At 66.9% G+C, this 16,198-nt stretch carries 13 protein-coding genes; 10 read left to right on the top strand and 3 right to left on the bottom strand.

The genetic code is table 11. The features are described 5' to 3' along the window. Positions 1 to 41: 41 nt before the first annotated feature. The 6 genes from PV761_RS07670 to PV761_RS07645 all read left to right on the top strand — a co-directional run bounded on the left by PV761_RS07670 (position 42) and on the right by PV761_RS07645 (position 7,103). Positions 42 to 1,523: a GuaB1 family IMP dehydrogenase-related protein gene (locus tag PV761_RS07670; RefSeq protein ID WP_347895640.1), complete on the top strand. Its 1,482-nt coding sequence runs from the start codon at positions 42 to 44 to the stop codon at positions 1,521 to 1,523. 275 nt (positions 1,524 to 1,798) lie between these two features. Beyond that, positions 1,799 to 3,136 carry a hemolysin family protein gene (locus PV761_RS07665; RefSeq protein ID WP_347895638.1) on the top strand — a complete coding sequence of 446 codons (1,338 nt, stop codon included), beginning with the start codon at positions 1,799 to 1,801 and terminating at the stop codon, positions 3,134 to 3,136. Further along, positions 3,133 to 4,203, top strand: coding sequence for a hemolysin family protein (locus PV761_RS07660; RefSeq protein ID WP_028270130.1), 1,071 nt, complete (start codon positions 3,133 to 3,135; stop codon positions 4,201 to 4,203). The genes PV761_RS07665 and PV761_RS07660 overlap by 4 nt, the downstream gene beginning before the upstream one ends. A gap of 124 nt (positions 4,204 to 4,327) precedes the next feature. Next, positions 4,328 to 5,290, top strand: a complete 963-nt coding sequence (locus PV761_RS07655; protein ID WP_347895636.1) for a zinc ABC transporter substrate-binding protein — start codon at positions 4,328 to 4,330, stop codon at positions 5,288 to 5,290. 109 nt (positions 5,291 to 5,399) lie between these two features. Continuing rightward, positions 5,400 to 6,215 carry a metal ABC transporter ATP-binding protein gene (locus tag PV761_RS07650; protein ID WP_347895634.1) on the top strand — a complete coding sequence of 272 codons (816 nt, stop codon included), beginning with the start codon at positions 5,400 to 5,402 and terminating at the stop codon, positions 6,213 to 6,215. Beyond that, the gene (locus tag PV761_RS07645) at positions 6,216 to 7,103 is read left to right on the top strand and encodes a metal ABC transporter permease (RefSeq protein WP_347895632.1); all 888 of its coding nucleotides are present in this window, start codon (positions 6,216 to 6,218) and stop codon (positions 7,101 to 7,103) included. Between the two features lie 51 nt (positions 7,104 to 7,154). Here PV761_RS07645 and PV761_RS07640 read toward each other — a convergent pair whose 3' ends face one another. Further along, a complete protein-coding gene (locus tag PV761_RS07640) occupies positions 7,155 to 7,619 on the bottom strand; it encodes a Fur family transcriptional regulator (RefSeq protein WP_028270126.1) in 465 nt (154 codons plus the stop codon). Positions 7,620 to 7,738: 119 nt separating this feature from the next. Here PV761_RS07640 and PV761_RS07635 point away from each other — a divergent pair, with 119 nt between their 5' ends. After that, the gene (locus PV761_RS07635; protein ID WP_347895630.1) at positions 7,739 to 8,395 is read left to right on the top strand and encodes an MBL fold metallo-hydrolase; all 657 of its coding nucleotides are present in this window, start codon (positions 7,739 to 7,741) and stop codon (positions 8,393 to 8,395) included. Here PV761_RS07635 and PV761_RS07630 read toward each other — a convergent pair. Further along, positions 8,392 to 9,486, bottom strand: a complete 1,095-nt coding sequence (locus PV761_RS07630) for a PLP-dependent cysteine synthase family protein (RefSeq protein ID WP_028270124.1) — start codon at positions 9,484 to 9,486, stop codon at positions 8,392 to 8,394. The genes PV761_RS07635 and PV761_RS07630 overlap by 4 nt on opposite strands. Positions 9,487 to 9,598: 112 nt before the next feature. Here PV761_RS07630 and PV761_RS07625 point away from each other — a divergent pair, with 112 nt between their 5' ends. From PV761_RS07625 to PV761_RS07615, 3 genes are all read left to right on the top strand, one after another. Further along, the gene (locus tag PV761_RS07625; protein ID WP_347895627.1) at positions 9,599 to 10,435 is read left to right on the top strand and encodes a sulfurtransferase; all 837 of its coding nucleotides are present in this window, start codon (positions 9,599 to 9,601) and stop codon (positions 10,433 to 10,435) included. Positions 10,436 to 10,496: 61 nt separating this feature from the next. Then, on the top strand, positions 10,497 to 11,669 hold the full coding sequence (locus PV761_RS07620; protein WP_347895625.1) for an NAD(P)-dependent alcohol dehydrogenase: 1,173 nt from the start codon (positions 10,497 to 10,499) through the stop codon (positions 11,667 to 11,669). Continuing rightward, entirely contained in the window at positions 11,666 to 12,094 is a 429-nt protein-coding gene (locus tag PV761_RS07615; protein WP_028270121.1) for an HIT family protein, read from the top strand. The genes PV761_RS07620 and PV761_RS07615 overlap by 4 nt, the downstream gene beginning before the upstream one ends. Before the next feature lie 61 nt (positions 12,095 to 12,155). Here PV761_RS07615 and hrpA read toward each other — a convergent pair whose 3' ends face one another. Further along, complete coding sequence (gene hrpA, locus PV761_RS07610) at positions 12,156 to 16,181, bottom strand: ATP-dependent RNA helicase HrpA (RefSeq protein ID WP_347895623.1); 4,026 nt, start codon at positions 16,179 to 16,181, stop codon at positions 12,156 to 12,158. Positions 16,182 to 16,198: the final 17 nt, after the last annotated feature.

The raw sequence follows: 16,198 nt of genomic DNA, 5'->3' as shown, positions 1-16,198 counted from the left end.
CCTAGACTCGCACTGAGTATCCCTTTCGACGAGGAGTTGCCGTGCGTTTTTTGAGTGAACCGACCACCGACCTGACGTACTCGGACGCCTTCCTGGTGCCCTCGCGTTCGGACGTCACGTCGCGGCTGGATGTGGACCTTGCGGCCGATGACGGCACCGGGTCCTCCATCCCGCTGGTGGTGGCCAACATGACGGCCGTGACGGGAAAGCGCATGGCCGAGACCATGGCCCGGCGCGGCGGGCTGGCCGTCCTGCCGCAGGACGTTCCGCTTGATGTGCTCCGCGACGTCACGGCCTGGATCAAGTCGCGGCATACCGTTTTTGAAACTCCGGTCAGCCTGCTGGCCTCGGAGACGGTCATCGACGCCCTCCACCTGATGGGCAAACGGCCGCACGGTGCAGTGGTGGTAGTGGACGACGCCGGCAGGGTTGCCGGTGTGGTCCGCGCTGCGGACTGCGAGGGGCAGGACCGTTTTGCCTCCCTCGCGTCGGTCATGCGGCAGGCGCTGGTGCTGGACGCCGGCGCGCTCGGCCCGGGGAGCCCGGCCGCGGGCGGAACGGGCGCGGGGATGCTTGACGCTTCCCTGCGGAAGGCCTTCGACGCCATGGACGCCGCAGGCACGGACTTCGCCCCGGTCCACCAGGACGGCTCCCTCGCCGGAGTCCTCACCCGCAAGGGTGCGCTTCGTTCCACTATCTACCGGCCACTCCTGGACGCGGCGGGAAAGCTGAAGGTGGCTGCCGCCGTCGGAATTAACGGTGACGTGGCGGGCCGGGCGGCGGAACTGCTGGCCGCCGGCGTGGACGTCCTCGTCATCGACACCGCCCACGGCCACCAGCAGAAGATGTTCGACGCGCTGGCGGCTGTCCGCGGACTGGACCCTGCCGTACCCATCGTGGCGGGCAATGTCGTGACAGCGGATGCAACCCGGGAACTGATCAGCGCCGGCGCGAACATCGTCAAGGTCGGCGTCGGTCCGGGGGCCATGTGTACCACGCGCATGATGACGGCCGTGGGCCGTCCCCAGCTCTCCGCCGTGCTGGAGTGCGCCGCTGCGGCACGCGCCGCCGGCGGGCGGATCTGGGCCGACGGCGGCGTGCGGTATCCGCGGGACGTTGCCCTGGCGCTGGCGGCCGGAGCAAGCCAGGTCATGATCGGTTCGTGGTTCGCGGGAACCCACGAAAGCCCGGGGGATCTGCAGTCGGACGCAAACGGCCGCCAATATAAGGAGAGCTTCGGCATGGCCTCGGCCAGGGCGGTGCAGAACCGGAACCAGCGCGAGGGCGCTTTTGAAAAGGACCGGAAGGCGCTTTTCGAAGAGGGCATCTCCACGTCACGCATGTACGTGGACCCCGCCCGGCCCGGCGTAGAAGACCTGGTGGACATGATCACCGCAGGGCTCCGCAGTTCCATGAGCTATGCCGGAGCAGCGGACCTCGCCGGATTCCGCGAGCGTGCCGTGGCAGGAATCCAGTCCGCTGCCGGCTACGAGGAGGGCCGGCCTGTTCCGCAAAGCTGGTGAGGCGTGCTCCTGTAGACTGACATTCTTATGGACAGTAAATCTAGGTGCCGGCCTGGGGGCTGTCAGCGGAGCATGAATACCAGCTCCCCGCAGTCCACCCACAGAGCCGGCAAACCCCGTTCACGCGCCCATCATTCTGCAGCAGTCCACGCCGCAGCCTTCCAGGAAACAGGGTCGGCAACGGCCGACCATCCTCCGCCGGGCGGTTTCCCCGGCAGCGCCTCCCTTTCTCCAGCCGCTCCGTGGCCGGCCTCTTCGCCGGAGGCAATCCGCTGATGGAATGGCTACTCCTTATTGCGGGCATCCTGCTCATCCTTGGCACGGGTTTCTTCGTCGCCGTCGAGTTTTCCCTCGTCGCCCTGGACCAGGCGACGGTCCAGCGGGCCGTTGACAGCGGCGACGCAGCGGCCGTGCCGCTGCTCAAATGCCTCAAGTCACTGTCCACCCAACTATCCAGCTGCCAGCTCGGGATCACCATGACCACCCTGCTGACCGGCTACGTCATGGAACCGTCCGTCGGAAAGCTGCTGGAAGGTCCGCTGGCCGCGGCGGGTGTTCCGGAAGCCGCGGCTGCTTCCGTTTCGTTGGTGATGGCCATGGCCATCGCCACCCTGGGGTCCATGCTGATCGGCGAGCTGGTGCCCAAGAACATGGCCATTGCACTGTCCCTGCCGATCGGCAAGGCCGTGGCCCGTCCGCAGCTGGTCTTCACCGCCGTCTTCAAGCCTGCCATCATCGTGCTGAACGGCTTCTCCAACAGAGTGCTGAACGTCTTCGGACTCGAAGCCAAGGAGGAGATCTCCGGCGCCCGGACCCCGGCCGAACTGGCATCCCTGGTGCGGCGCTCCGCTGCCATGGGAACACTTGACCCGGGAACGGCCAACTTCATCGCCCGGACGCTGAAGTTCTCCGGCCGGACTGCGGCCGACGTGATGACCCCCAGGATCCGGGTGGAGACAATTGCCGCCGGGCAGCCGGTTTCGGACATTGTGGACGCCGCACGGCGGACCGGGTATTCACGCTTCCCGGTCATTGGTGAGTCCGCCGACGACATCCGCGGCCTGGTCCACGTCAAGAAGGCAATCGCCGTCCCTTCGGACCGGCGCGTCAACCTTGAGGCAGGCGCCATCATGACGGACGTCCTGAGGGTTCCCGAAACCATCCACCTGGATGCCCTGCTGGCGGAACTCCGCGAGGGAAACATGCAGCTGGCCGTCGTGCTTGACGAATACGGCGGCACGGCCGGCATCGCCACCCTCGAGGACCTCGTGGAGGAAATCGTCGGGGAGGTCGCGGATGAACACGACAAGGTACGTCCCGGACTGCTGCAGAGTGCATCGGGGGACTGGTACTTCCCCGGGCTCCTGCGCCCGGATGAACTCTCGGAACAGATTCCCGGGCTGACGGTGCCTGACGAATCTGCATACGAAACAGTGGGCGGCTACGTCATGAGCCAGCTCGGCCGGATCGCCGCTGTGGGGGACAAAGTGGACGTCGGCGGGGGCACGTTGAGTGTGACCCGGATGGACGGACGCCGCATCGACCGGATCTGCTTCAAGCCTTCCCCGGTCCGCGGCGAAGAGCACGCGGCCGGCCAGGGAGGCACGGCATGAGCGACTGGGCAGGAATTCTCTGGCTGGTGGTCCTGCTGTTCGGCAACGCTTTCTTTGTGGCGGCCGAGTTCGCGGTCATGTCCGCCCGGCGGAGCCAGATCGAGCCGCTGGCGGAGGCCGGCTCCTTGCGGGCGCAGACGACGCTGCGGGCCATGGAAAACGTGTCCCTCATGCTCGCGTGTGCCCAGCTGGGCATCACTGTCTGCTCCCTGCTGATCCTGCAGGTGGCAGAACCGGCCATCCACCACCTGATGGCGGTTCCCCTTGAAGCCGTCGGCATGCCGATGGAGCTGGCGGACATCGTGGCGTTCACCGTGGCCCTGCTGGTGGTGACCTTCCTCCATGTGACGTTCGGCGAGATGGTGCCCAAGAACATCTCGGTGTCCGTTGCGGACAAGGCGGCCCTGCTGCTGGCGCCGCCGCTGATGTTCATTGCGCGGCTGGTGAACCCGGTGATTGCGGCCCTCAACTGGTCCGCCAACCACATCCTGCGCCTGATGCGGATTGAGCCCAAGGACGAGGTGAACTCCTCGTTCACGCTGGAGGAGGTCCAGTCGATCGTGCAGGAATCCACCCGGCACGGGCTGGTGGACGACGACGCCGGCCTGATCACCGGTGCGCTTGAATTCTCCGAGCACACGGCGTCGGACATCATGGTCCCGCTCGACAAGCTGGTCATGATGAAGTCGCCCACCACGCCCGTGGAGTTCGAAAAGGCCGTCAGCCGCACCGGATTCTCCCGGTTCCCGATGATGGACGAGGACGGCATGCTTTCGGGCTACCTTCACATCAAGGATGTGCTGTCCATTCCGGAGGCGGGATACGAACACCCGATTGCCGAGAGCCGGATCAGGTCCCTGGCGAACCTGGCCATGGATGACGAGATTGAAAAGGCCATGTCCGTGATGCAGCGCACCGGATCACACCTGGCGCGCGTCATCGGACCGGACGGCAACACCCAGGGCGTGCTGTTCCTTGAAGACGTGATCGAGCAGCTCGTGGGCGAGATCCGTGATGCCACCCAGGCGAAGGGCATCCGCCGGCTCGGCCAGCCGGACGGAGAGTAGCCCGGCGCTGGATGCTGTAGCCCTAAATAGGAATCATTCCTATTTAGGGCTACACTCGTCTTGTTGCTAATGCTCCTGATTCTCATGTGGCAAGTTTTCCGATAACCAGATCCGAGGTCCTTCCGTGCGCCGTTCCGCAGCCCTTTCCGCCACCGCCCTTGCCGGTCTGAGCCTGCTCCTTTCAGCCTGCAGTACGACGTCGGCCGGCCCGCAGGCGGATCCCGGCACCGTCGAGGTGGTCACCTCGACGAACGTGTACGGCGACATCGTCAAGGAAATCGGAGGCGACAAAGTGAACGTCAAGGCACTGATCACCAAGGCGAGCCAGGACCCGCATTCCTACGAAGCCACCACCCAGGACAAGCTGGCGGTCTCAAAGGCCCGCCTGGTGGTGGAAAACGGCGGCGGCTACGACGACTTCATGCACAAGCTGGCCGACGACAGCAACCTGGGTCACGAGAACATCATCAGCGCCGTCGAGGTTTCCGGGCTGGCCCCGGAAGAGGAGCCGTCGACGGCGTCCACGGCCGAGGCCGACGATCACGGACACTCCCACGACGGAGCATTCAACGAACACGTCTGGTACAGCCTGGATGCCATGACAAAGCTGGCCGACGCCGTCGAAGCCAAACTCGCAGCGCTGGAGCCGGCGTCCGCCCCGACCTTCCAGGCCAACGCCGACTCGTTCAAAAAAGAGATCGCAGGGCTGAACGCCCAGGCCGCCGGACTTGCCACGACGGCGGCCAAGGCGCCCGTCGCCGTTACTGAACCGGTACCGCTCTACCTGCTCGAGGCTGCCGGTCTCGTGAACAAGACCCCTGCCGACTACACGGCCGCCATCGAGGAAGGCTCCGATGTGCCGCCCGCGGTCCTCAAGGAAGCCACGGAACTGGCCGGTTCGAAGGACATCAAGTTCCTGGCGTACAACACACAGACGGAAAGCCCGCAGACCCAGGCCCTCAAGAAAGCAGCCGAGGGTGCCGGCGTCCCGGTACTTGACTTCAGCGAAACCCTTCCCGAGGGCAAGACCTACGTTCAGTGGATGAGCAGCAACGTGGACAACATCAAGCAGGCCCTGGGCAAGTAGCCCGCGGGGCGCATTCCGCCCCGGGAAGCCGTGTGCTGAACCATCCACGGACTGGCAGTCCTAAGATGGTGGGGGCGCTTCGCCCCGTATGAATCGAGGATAAAGAACGTTGAAACCGGTAGTGAGCCTCCGCGGAGCCACCCTGAAGTTCGGCAAACGGACACTGTGGGAGGACCTGGACCTCGATATCAATCCCGGCGAGTTCTTTGCCGTCCTCGGCCCGAACGGCAGCGGCAAAACCACGTTCCTGAAGGTCCTGCTGGGACTGCAGGAACTCCATGCCGGGACAGCGGCGCTGGGCGGCCGTCCGGTGGAACGCGGCAGCAACCTGATCGGCTACATTCCGCAGCAGAAATCCTTTGCCCCGGACACGCCCCTTCGCGCCCGGGACCTGGTGGGGCTGGGCGTCGACGGCCACCGCTGGGGACTGCGGCTCGGTGCAGCAAAGGCCAACCGCAGGATCGATGAACTCCTGGACCTGGTGGGCGCCGCGGAGTATGCCAACGTTCCGGTGGGACAGCTCTCCGGCGGCGAACAGCAGCGGCTGAGGGTTGCCCAGTCGCTGGCCGCCGATCCGCAGATATTGCTTTGTGACGAGCCGTTGCTTTCCCTCGACCTTCAGCACCAGCAGGCCGTCAGCGCGCTCATCAACGAGCAGTGCCGCACGCAGGACAGTGCCGTGGTCTTCGTAACGCACGAGATCAATCCGATCATCGATTACGTGGACCGCGTCCTCTACCTTGCCGGCGGACGTTTCCGCGTGGGCAAGCCGGCAGAAGTGATGACTACCGAAGTGCTCTCCGGGCTTTACGGCAGCCGGGTCGAAGTCATCCGTGCCAACGGCCGGATGATCGTGGTGGGGCTCCCGGAGGGGGCCACGCACCACCACGAGGACGCGCATTCGGTGTCAGGAGAGGTGGGCTAAGTGGATTTCGACAGCATCCTGGGCTCCATCTTCAATTTCGATAACTACGGCGAGCTCCTGGCCCTGGTCCAGAACTCCATCTGGGCAGGAGCGCTGCTCGGACTGCTGGGCGGCCTGGTCGGAACCTTCGTGATGAAACGGGACCTCGCGTTCGCCGTCCACGGAATCTCCGAACTGTCGTTCGCCGGTGCCGCCTTCGCGCTGCTGATCGGAGCCGACATCGTCTTCGGATCCCTCATCGGTTCGGTGCTGGCGGCGCTGCTGCTGGGTGTGATGGGGGTCCGGGCCCGGGACAAGAACTCCATCATCGGCGTCATCATGCCCTTCGGGCTGGGCCTGGGCATCCTGTTTCTTTCCCTTTACGAGGGTCGGGCATCCAACAAGTTCGGCCTCCTGACGGGGCAGATCGTTTCCGTGGATACAGTTCAGCTGCAGGTCCTGGCCACGGCCGCCCTCGTGGTGATGCTGGCGCTGGTGGCCATCTGGCGCCCGCTCACGTTTGCCAGCGTGGACCCGGAAGTGGCGGAAGCGCGGGGTGTGCCTGTCCGGACACTCGGCATCGGCTTCATGGTGCTGCTGGGCATCAGCGTGGCGTTGTCCATTCAGGTGGTGGGGGCGCTCCTGGTGCTCGCGTTGCTGATCACTCCGGCCGCCGCGGCGCTTCGCGTGACCTCCTCGCCCCGGCTGGTGGTGATGCTCAGCGTTGCCTTCGCGGTGACGGCTACTGTGGGCGGCATCCTGCTTGCCCTCGGCGGGCGGATCCCCATCAGCCCGTACGTGACCACGCTGTCATTCCTGATCTACGTGGTCTGCCGGATCATCGGCGGCGTCCGGGCCGGCCGCGGCCTCAACGGCCGGGTCCTTCCGGCCGGGGCTGGAGCCTCCTAGGCCGGCAGCTCCCGGGCCCCGGCGGCGCCCCGGTAGCTGCTACGGTGCCCCTTAGCCCGCGGCGGATTTCCGGGCCGTGCAGTCCGGGCACAGGCCGAAGATCTCCACGGTGTGGGCTACCTCGGTGTAACCGTGTTCCGCGGCCGTCCGCGCAGCCCATGTTTCCACGGCGGGCGCCTCCACTTCCACGGCCTTGCCGCAGTTGCGGCACAGCAGGTGATGGTGATGGCCGGTAACGGCGCACCGCCGGTAGACGGCCTCGCCCTCACCGTTGCGCAGGACGTCCACCAGCCCGTCGTCGGCGAGCGACTGCAGGATCCGGTAGGCAGTGGCCAGTGAAACGGAAGTGCCCTGGTTCTGCAGGATCCGGTAGAGCTCCTGGGTGCTGACGAAGTCGTCCAGCTCGTCCAGGGCGGCGCTCACGGCCACTCGCTGCTTGGTGACACGCTGCTCCCGGCCGCCGGCGGGTGCCGGTGCGGATAGCTTTGTGGCGTCGGCCTTGGCGCCGTGGGCCATGGAATAACTCGCTTCCCTCAGGGGTGGTGCAATGTCCAAGATTACCAGCCGGGACCTGTCGGACGGGTGCGCGGGCGGGTTCGTGGACACTGCCGCGCAGGCCGCCCTAGGCTGGCTCCATGAAGTTGACTAAATACACCCACGCCTGTGTCCGGCTCGAGAAGGACGGGCAGGTGCTGGTGCTCGATCCCGGCACGTTCTCCGAAACCGGCGAGGCCCTCCGCGCCGCCGGGGCGGTCCTGGTCACCCATGAACACGGCGACCATATTGACGTTCCTGCCGTGGTCTCGGCCCTGCGGGGCAATGACTCGCTCCTGGTCTTTGCCCCCGGGGGAGTAGCCGCCAAGTTGCGGGCCGAGGCGCCGTTTGCCGAGTCCCGGATCCGGGACGTCGAGCCCGGTTCAACGTTCACCGCGGCGGGATTCGACATTCAGACGTTCGGCGGACAGCACGCGCTGATCCACCCCCAGATCCCCGTGGTGGCCAACATCGGATACTTGATTGACTCCAACGTGTACCACCCGGGCGACTCGTTTGTGATTCCGGACGGCATCGGTGTCCGGACCCTCCTGGTCCCGGTCCACGCGCCCTGGAACAAAATCGGCGAGGTGGTGGATTTCGTCATCGGAGTCCGGGCCGCCAAGGCGTTCCCCATCCACGACGCCCTGCTCAATGAGACCGGACTCGGCCTCATCGAAGGTCACGTGAAGCGCCTGGGAGCCAAGTACGGCACCGAGTACAGGCACCTTTCCAGCGGAGACTCGGTGGAGGTTTAGGCCCGCCAGGTTCCGGTTTCGAAGAATTCCCTGATGACTCCCTGGTGCGGCCTGGGATCCAGCCCGCGGGCCTGCAGCCACTCCTCGTTGTAATAGCTGCCGGCGTACCGGTCCCCGGCGTCACACATCAGCGAGACCACGCTGCCGCGCCGGCCCTCCGCGACCATCCCGGCGATCAGCTGCCACACGCCCCAGAGGTTGGTCCCGGTGGACGGGCCCGCGTGCAGCCCGGCCAGCTCCCACAGGTGCCGCATGGCGGCCACTGACGCCGCATCAGGCACCTGGATCATGTGGTCGATGACGGCGGGAACAAAGCTGGGCTCCATGCGCGGCCGGCCGATGCCTTCGATCCGGGAAGGCATGCCGGTGCTGAAGCCGGCGACGCCGTCCCGCCAGCCCGGGTAGAAGGCTGAGTTCTCAGGGTCCACGACGGCGAGCTCCGTGCCGTGGCGGTGATACCGCAGGTAGCGGCCGATGGTGGCGCTGGTGCCGCCGGTGCCTGCGCCCACCACAATCCACCGGGGGACCGGGTGCTCTTCGAGGGCCAGCTGCTCGAAGATGGATTCGGCGATGTTGTTGTTCCCCCGCCAGTCCGTGGCCCGCTCGGCATAGGTGAACTGGTCCATGTAGTGGCCGCGTGTGGTCCGGGCGACTTCCTCGGCAGCGGAGTACACCTCCGAGGCGTGTTCCACCAGGAGGCAGGAGCCGCCGAACTGCTCGATCAGCGCAATCTTTTCGGGGCTGGTGGTGCGGGTCATGACGGCGACGAACGGCAGGCCGAGGAGCTGTGCGAAGTAGGCCTCGGAGACCGCCGTGCTGCCGCTGGAAGCCTCCACGATGGTGGTGCCTTCCCGGATCCAGCCGTTGACCAGGCCGAACAGGAACAGTGAGCGCGCCAGCCGGTGCTTCAGGCTCCCGGAGCGGTGCGTGGATTCGTCCTTCAGGTACAGCTGGACCCCCCAGTGCTCCGGCAACGGGACGGAGTAGAGGTGCGTGTCCGCTGATCTGTTGTTTTCGGCGTTGATCCTGCGTACGGCTTCATCCGCCCACGCCCGGTCCTGCTTGCCCGCACGGTTACCCACTGTGTTCACCGATTCAGCCTACCCGGGACCGGCGGCGTCCACGGCTACAGTGGGAACCGGCTACCCGCCCGCGTCTGCGGACCGGGCCGGACGGCCTGTCATCCGAACCAAAGGAGATTTGATGAACCCCCTGATGGACGTGTCCGCGCTGAACCACCGGATGACCTCCGGCAAGCGCACCGTTCTGCTGGATGTGCGCTGGGCGCTGGGCGACCCCCACGGCCGTGAGCATTACCTTGAGGCGCATATTCCCGGTGCCGTCTACGTGGACCTGCCCTCCAGGCTGGCCGGGCCGGCGGACCCCGCCCAGGGACGGCATCCCCTGCCGCCGCTGCAGCAGTTCCAGGAATCGGCCCGGTGCTGGGGTATCCGGGACAACGACGTCGTGGTGGCCTATGACGACACGGGTGCAACTGCCGCCGCGAGGCTGTGGTGGATGCTGCGCAACGCCGGGATGCCCAACGTTTTCCTGCTCGACGGCGGCCTGTCCGCTTGGCGCGCAGCCGGATACGCCGTGGAAGGCGGCCTCGAGCAGGCTTCGCTGGGCGACGTCACGCTCACCGACGGTGCGATGCCTGTCATCGATGCGCCCCAGGCCGCACAGTGGCCGGAACGGGGTGTCCTGCTGGACGCGCGGGCGGGCGAACGCTACCGCGGCGAAGTCGAGCCGGTGGATCCGCGGGCAGGGCACATTCCGGGCGCCGTGAGTGCCCCCACGGGCGCGAACATTGGAGCCGACGGACGGTTCCTGCCGCCGGAGGAGCTGCGCGAGCGTTTCACCGCCCTGGGCGTCCGGCCGGATGCGCCCACCGCCGTGTACTGCGGCTCGGGGGTCACGGCGGCACACGAAATCGCTGCCCTCGAAATCGCCGGGTTCCCCGCGGCACTGTATCCGGGCTCGTTCTCGCAGTGGTCCAACGATCCCGCCAACGAGGTGGCCACGGGAGCGGCCCCGTAGGCCCGGCAGGATTGGAACGCCGGATTGGAACGCCGGCCGGGGGCGGGGGTAGCGTCGGAGCATGACTCCCGGACGCCCCGTACCGCCGCCCCTCGCCAAGCCGCTCCCCGGCACTCCGCCGCTCCGGGACGCCAGCCAGACCGCGCCGCCTGCACTCCCGAGGCTTGCCGCAGCCTACGGGGCCACAGCAAGCGACAGCGGCCTGGTCCCGCTCACCGTAGCCCGCCGCGCCCCGAAGGACGACGACGTCGAGATCGCCATTGAGTTCTGCGGCCTCTGCCATTCGGACGTGCACGCGACGCGTGGCGAGTGGGGGTCGCCGAAGTACCCGCTGGTGCCCGGCCATGAAATCGTGGGCCGGGTCAGCCGCGTTGGTGCCGCCGTGGACGACTTCGCGCCGGGTGACCTCGTGGGGGTGGGCTGCCTGGTGGACTCCTGCCGTGAATGCGAAAGCTGCCTGGACGGGCTCGAGCAGTACTGCGAAAACGGCATGACCGGAACCTACGGTGCTACGGATTCCCGCAACGGGGACGCCATCACCCAGGGCGGCTACGCCACCTCGGTGGTGGTGGACCGCCGCTACGTGCTGCGGGTTCCCGGAAGCCTCGACCCCGCAGCCGTCGCACCGCTGCTCTGTGCCGGCATCACCACGTATTCCCCGCTGCGGCACTTCGGCCTCGAAGCCGGTGACGTGGTGGGTGTGGTGGGCCTGGGCGGTCTGGGCCACATGGCCGTGAAGCTCGCCAAGGCCATGGGGGCCGGCGTCATTGTGTTCACCACCTCGGAATCGAAGGTCGCCGCTGCGAAGGAGCTCGGTGCCGACGGGGTTGTCCTGTCACGCGACGAGGCGGCCATGGCGGCCGCCGGCCGGACCATCGACGTCATCATCGATACGGTGGCGGCACCGCACGACCTCAACCCCTACTTCCGGACCCTCCGCCGGGACGGCGCGCTGTTCCAGCTGGGCCTGCCCTCCGGAGTCATGCCGCCCGTCAATCCGGGGGCGCTGATCCGGCGCCGGATCGCTTACGCGGGTTCTCTGATCGGCGGCATTGCCGAGACCCAGGAGATGCTGGACTTCTGTGCCGAACACAACGTTGTCTCCGACGTCGAGGTGGTGGGTGCCGATCAGCTGAACGAGTCATATGACCGCATGGTGGCCGGAGACGTCAAGTATCGTTTGGTCCTGGACACCAGCACCCTCGGAACCCCTTCGGAAAAGGCAGACGCATGAGCACCGTTTTCACCAAGATCATCAACGGCGAGATCCCCGGACGCTTCGTCTGGCGCGAACCGGACGTGGTGGCGTTCCTGACCATGGGACCGCTCGCCGACGGACACACCCTGGTGGTTCCGACAGAGGAAGTGGACCGCTGGACGGACGCCCCGACCGCGCTGCTGACCCGGGTGATGGAAGTTGCGCAGAAGATCGGCGCCGTCCAGGTAGACGTCTTTGATGCCGCACGGGCAGGGCTCATCGTGGCCGGCTACGAGGTCAACCACCTCCACGTCCATGTGTGGCCCTCCAACTCCATGGCCGACTACGACTTCGGCTCCGTGGACCAGCACCCCGACCCCGCACAGCTTGACGCCAACGCGGAGAAGCTGCGCGAAGGTCTCCGCCAGGCCGGCCACGGCGATCACGTGCCCGCGGCCTGAGAGCTGCTGCGCCATTCCGGTTTTGATCGGGACTGGCCCCGGTGTGGTTCCCTGGCGGGGGCTACGCCGGGGCCAGTGCCTTATTCAGGACCGCCCGGATCCGCTTCTCGGAGACGGAATAGGCCGTTCCGAGCTCGACGGCGAAGAGGCTCACCCTCAGCTCCTCGATCATCCAGCGCACCTGCGTTAACTCCGTCCCGGCCCGGCGGCCCGGCAGCAGCGCCGACACGGCGTCGTCGTAGTCGTCTTCCAAGGCCTGCACCGCGGCCATGTGCAAGGCGTCCCGCTGGACATTGCCGGGCAGCTTCTCCAGCCGCTTCTCGATCGCGGCCAGATAGCGCGGCAGCTGGCTGAGCTGGGCGTAGCCCGTGCGTGCCACAAAACCGGGGAAGACGAGCTGTTCGAGCTGGCTCTTAACATCGTTGAGCGCGCTGATCAGGGCCAGGCTGGTGGTCCCCTTGAGCTGCTTTTCGATCCGGCGTGTGCTGGCGAGGATGCGCTCGACGACTGCGGTGACAGTGAACACTGTGTCGATGAGCTCGGCCCGGACCTGTTCGTACAGGGCCTTGAAGGACGCCTCGTCCCACGGCAGTTCGGCCGGCGTCAGCTTGTCGATCGCGGCCAGCGCGCAGTCCGCGATCAGGGCCGACACCGAACCGTGCGGATTCTGGCTGAACGTCAGTTTCTCGGTGTTGTTCAGGTGCTCCAGGACATACCGGTCCGGCGCGGGCACCTTCAGCGCGAGCAGACGGATGACGCCGCCGCGCATGGCCAGCTCCTGTTCGGACGCGGTCTGGAACAGGCGGAGGGCAACCGACGCGCCCTCATCCACCAGGGCCGGGTAACCGGTGACGGTGTGTCCCTTCACCATGCCCTGGACCTGGCGCTGCACGGTTCCGAACGTCCAGTCCGTCAGCCCGGACTTCTCTGCGAAGCCGGGTGCTGCGGCACCGTCCGGGGACGGCGTGAAGCCTCCGGAGCTCTTCGGGGCCTGCGCGGACTGCCCCCGCTGCGCACCCTTCGGGCCTTTGGGGGCCGTCGTCACCGGGGTGGCGCCCAGGGACTCGGCGATCGCCCGCCGCGTGGCCGGGGCAAGCCGTTCCTGCAGTTCTGCCAGGTCCTTGCCCTCATCCAGCGTCTTGCCCTTGGAATCGACCACGCGGAAGCTCACGCGAAGGTGGGACGGCACGGCGGCCCAGTTCCATGAACCCGGCGGGATGACCTGTCCGCGGATCCGCCGCAGGACCAGCTCAAGCGAGGGCTCCAGCTCGTCGGCGGCAGGATCGAAGCCGGCCTCCAGGGCGGCCACGGCCTGCCGGGCGACGTCCGGGGCGGGAACGAAGTTCTTGCGGACCTGTTTCGGCAGCGACTTGATCAGGGCAGTGACCAGCTCCACCCGCTGGCCCGGAATGAGCCAGCGGAAGGCGGCGTCGTCCAGCTGGTTCAGGAAGAGCACCGGCACCTCGGCCGTGACGCCGTCGGAGGGGTTGGGCGGGGAACCGGGCGCGACGGGGTGGAACTCGTAGCTGAGGGGCAGTTCGAAGCCTTTGTGCAGCAAAGTCTTCGGATAGGCCGAATCGTCAAGGGCCGCGGCGTCCTCGCTAATCAGCAGGGACTTCTCGAAGTCGAGCAGGCCGGGGTCCTGCTGCCGTGCATCCTTCCACCACTTGTCGAAGTGCCGCTCGGAGACGACGTCCTTGCCGATCCGGGCGTCGTAGAACTCGAACAGCGTCTCGTCGTCCACCAGGATGTCCCGGCGCCGCATCCGGGCCTCGAGCTCCTCGACTTCATGGAGCAGTGCCCGGTTGCGGTGGAAGAACTTGTGGTGGGTCTGCCAGTCGCCCTCAACCAGGGCATGGCGGATGAACAGCTCGCGGCAGAGCTCCGGGTCCACCCTGCCGTAGTTGATGCGCCGGCTGGGGATGATGGGCACCCCGTAGAGGGTGACCTTCTCGTGGGCCATCACCGAGCCCATCTTCTTGGACCAGTGCGGCTCGCTGTAGCTGCGCTTGACCAGGTCCGGGGCCACCTGCTCGGCCCAGAGCGGATCGAACTTCGCCGCAACCCTGGCCCACAGCCGGCTCGTTTCCACCAGTTCTGCCGCCATCACGAACGTGGGGGACTTCTTGAAGAGCGCCGAGCCCGGGAAGACCGCGAAGCGGCTGCCGCGGGCGCCGGCGTACTCGCGCTTGCGCTCGTCGAGGATGCCGATGTGGCTGAGCAGGCCCGAGAGGAGGCTGATGTGGATGCCCTCGTGGTTGCCTACGGGATCGGCCAGGCGCTTGTTGTCCAGGCTGATGCCCAGCGGGCGGGCGAGCTGGCGGAGCTGGGCGAAGAGGTCCTGCCACTCGCGCACCCGCAGGTAGTTGATGAACTCGGCGCGGCAGAGCCGCCGGAAGGCCGTGGAGGACAGCTCCTGCTGCTTCTCCTGGAGGTAGTTCCAGAGGTTCAGGAAGCCGGTGAAGTCCGAGTTCTCGTCCCGGAAGCGCGCGTGCTTCTCCGCGGCGAGCTGCTGCTTGTCGGTTGGACGCTCGCGCGGGTCCTGGATGGTGAGCGCCGCGGCCAGGATCATGACCTCGCGGACGCAGCCGCGCTTGCCGGACTCGACGATCATCCGGCCGAGCCGCGGGTCCACGGGAAGCTGGGCAAGCTGCTGCCCGACGGCGGTCAGCCCGCCGCCGTTCCTGCCGCCGGCCGATCGCCCGCCCGGGCGTCCGCCGCCGTCGCCGGTCTCCTCCTGCGGACGCGCGGCGCTGAGGGCGCCCAGCTCGCGCAGGAGCGTGACGCCGTCGTTGATGGCGCGCGAATCCGGCGGCTCAACAAACGGGAAGTTCTCCACGTCCTTCGGCCCGCGGGCCACACCCATGGCGGTCATCTGCAGGATGACGGCCGCGAGGTTGGTGCGGAGAATTTCGGGATCCGTGAACTGCGGCCGGGATTCGTAGTCCTCTTCCGAATACAGCCGGATGGCGATGCCGTCGGACACACGGCCGCAGCGCCCGGATCGCTGGTTGGCCGAGGCCTGGGACACGCGTTCGATGGGCAGCCGCTGCACCTTGGTCCGGTGCGAGTACCGGGAGATGCGCGCGGTTCCGGTATCCACGACGTATTTGATGCCGGGCACCGTGAGCGACGTTTCGGCGACGTTGGTGGCCAGCACGATCCGCCGTTTGCTGCCGGGATGGAAGACCTTGTGCTGCTCCTGCAGGCTCAGCCGGGCGAAGAGCGGCAGCACCTCGGTGCCGGCCAGCCTCCGGTTGGACTGGATGCGGGCGTTGAGGGCTTCGGCGGCGTCGCGGATTTCGCGCTCGCCGGAGAAGAAGATCAGGATGTCGCCCGGGGCTTCGAGGGCCAGTTCGTCGACGGCGTCGCAGACGGCGTCGAGCGGGTCGCGGTCCTCCTCGAGTTCGTCGTCGGAGGCAGCTACTGCTTCGTCGTCATCTGCGTCGTCACCTGCGGTGCGGGCGCCGCCCGCCGGCTGGGACAGCGGCCGGTACCGGATTTCCACCGGGAACGTCCGTCCGGACACCTCGATGATGGGGGAGGGATCGTCCTCGGTGCCGAAGTGCTTGGCGAACCGTTCCGGATCGATGGTGGCGGAGGTGATGATGATCTTCAGGTCGGGGCGCTGCGGCAGGATCCGCTTGAGGTACCCGAGGATGAAGTCGATGTTGAGGCTGCGCTCGTGGGCTTCGTCGATGATGATGGCGTTGTACTTGCGCAGCAGCTTGTCGCGCTGGATTTCGGCCAGTAAGATGCCGTCGGTCATGAGCTTGACCTTGGTGTTGCGGCTGACCTCGCCGGTGAAGCGGACCTGGAAGCCCACTTCCTGGCCGATTTCGACGCCGAGCTCCTCGGCTATGCGCTCGGCCACCGTGCGTGCGGCCAGCCGGCGCGGCTGCGTGTGGCCGATCAGTCCGTTGTCGCCCAGGCCCAGTTCCAGGCACATTTTCGGAATCTGGGTGGTCTTGCCGGAGCCGGTCTCGCCGGCAATGATCGTCACCTGGTTGGCCGCGATGGCGGCCATCAGGTCCTCGCGGCGCTCGGAGACCGGCAGCTCGGCGGGGTAGGAAATATGAAAAGTCATGGCTGGACACAGTCTAC

The sequence above is a fragment of the Arthrobacter sp. CC3 genome (assembly GCF_039907775.1).
Lineage (GTDB): Bacteria > Actinomycetota > Actinomycetes > Actinomycetales > Micrococcaceae > Arthrobacter.
This window is presented reverse-complemented; position numbering and strand designations above follow the sequence as displayed.

Bases quoted from the DNA above. Each gene is read 5' to 3' on its own strand.
- PV761_RS07665 (WP_347895638.1), top strand. From the start codon at position 1,799: ATGGAATGGCTACTCCTTATTGCGGGCATCCTGCTCATCCTTGGCACG.
- PV761_RS07660 (WP_028270130.1), top strand. From the start codon at position 3,133: ATGAGCGACTGGGCAGGAATTCTCTGGCTGGTGGTCCTGCTGTTCGGC.
- PV761_RS07640 (WP_028270126.1), bottom strand. From the start codon at position 7,619: ATGGCCCACGGCGCCAAGGCCGACGCCACAAAGCTATCCGCACCGGCA.
- PV761_RS07635 (WP_347895630.1), top strand. From the start codon at position 7,739: ATGAAGTTGACTAAATACACCCACGCCTGTGTCCGGCTCGAGAAGGAC.
- PV761_RS07625 (WP_347895627.1), top strand. From the start codon at position 9,599: ATGAACCCCCTGATGGACGTGTCCGCGCTGAACCACCGGATGACCTCC.
- PV761_RS07620 (WP_347895625.1), top strand. From the start codon at position 10,497: ATGACTCCCGGACGCCCCGTACCGCCGCCCCTCGCCAAGCCGCTCCCC.
- PV761_RS07615 (WP_028270121.1), top strand. From the start codon at position 11,666: ATGAGCACCGTTTTCACCAAGATCATCAACGGCGAGATCCCCGGACGC.
- hrpA (WP_347895623.1), bottom strand. From the start codon at position 16,181: ATGACTTTTCATATTTCCTACCCCGCCGAGCTGCCGGTCTCCGAGCGC.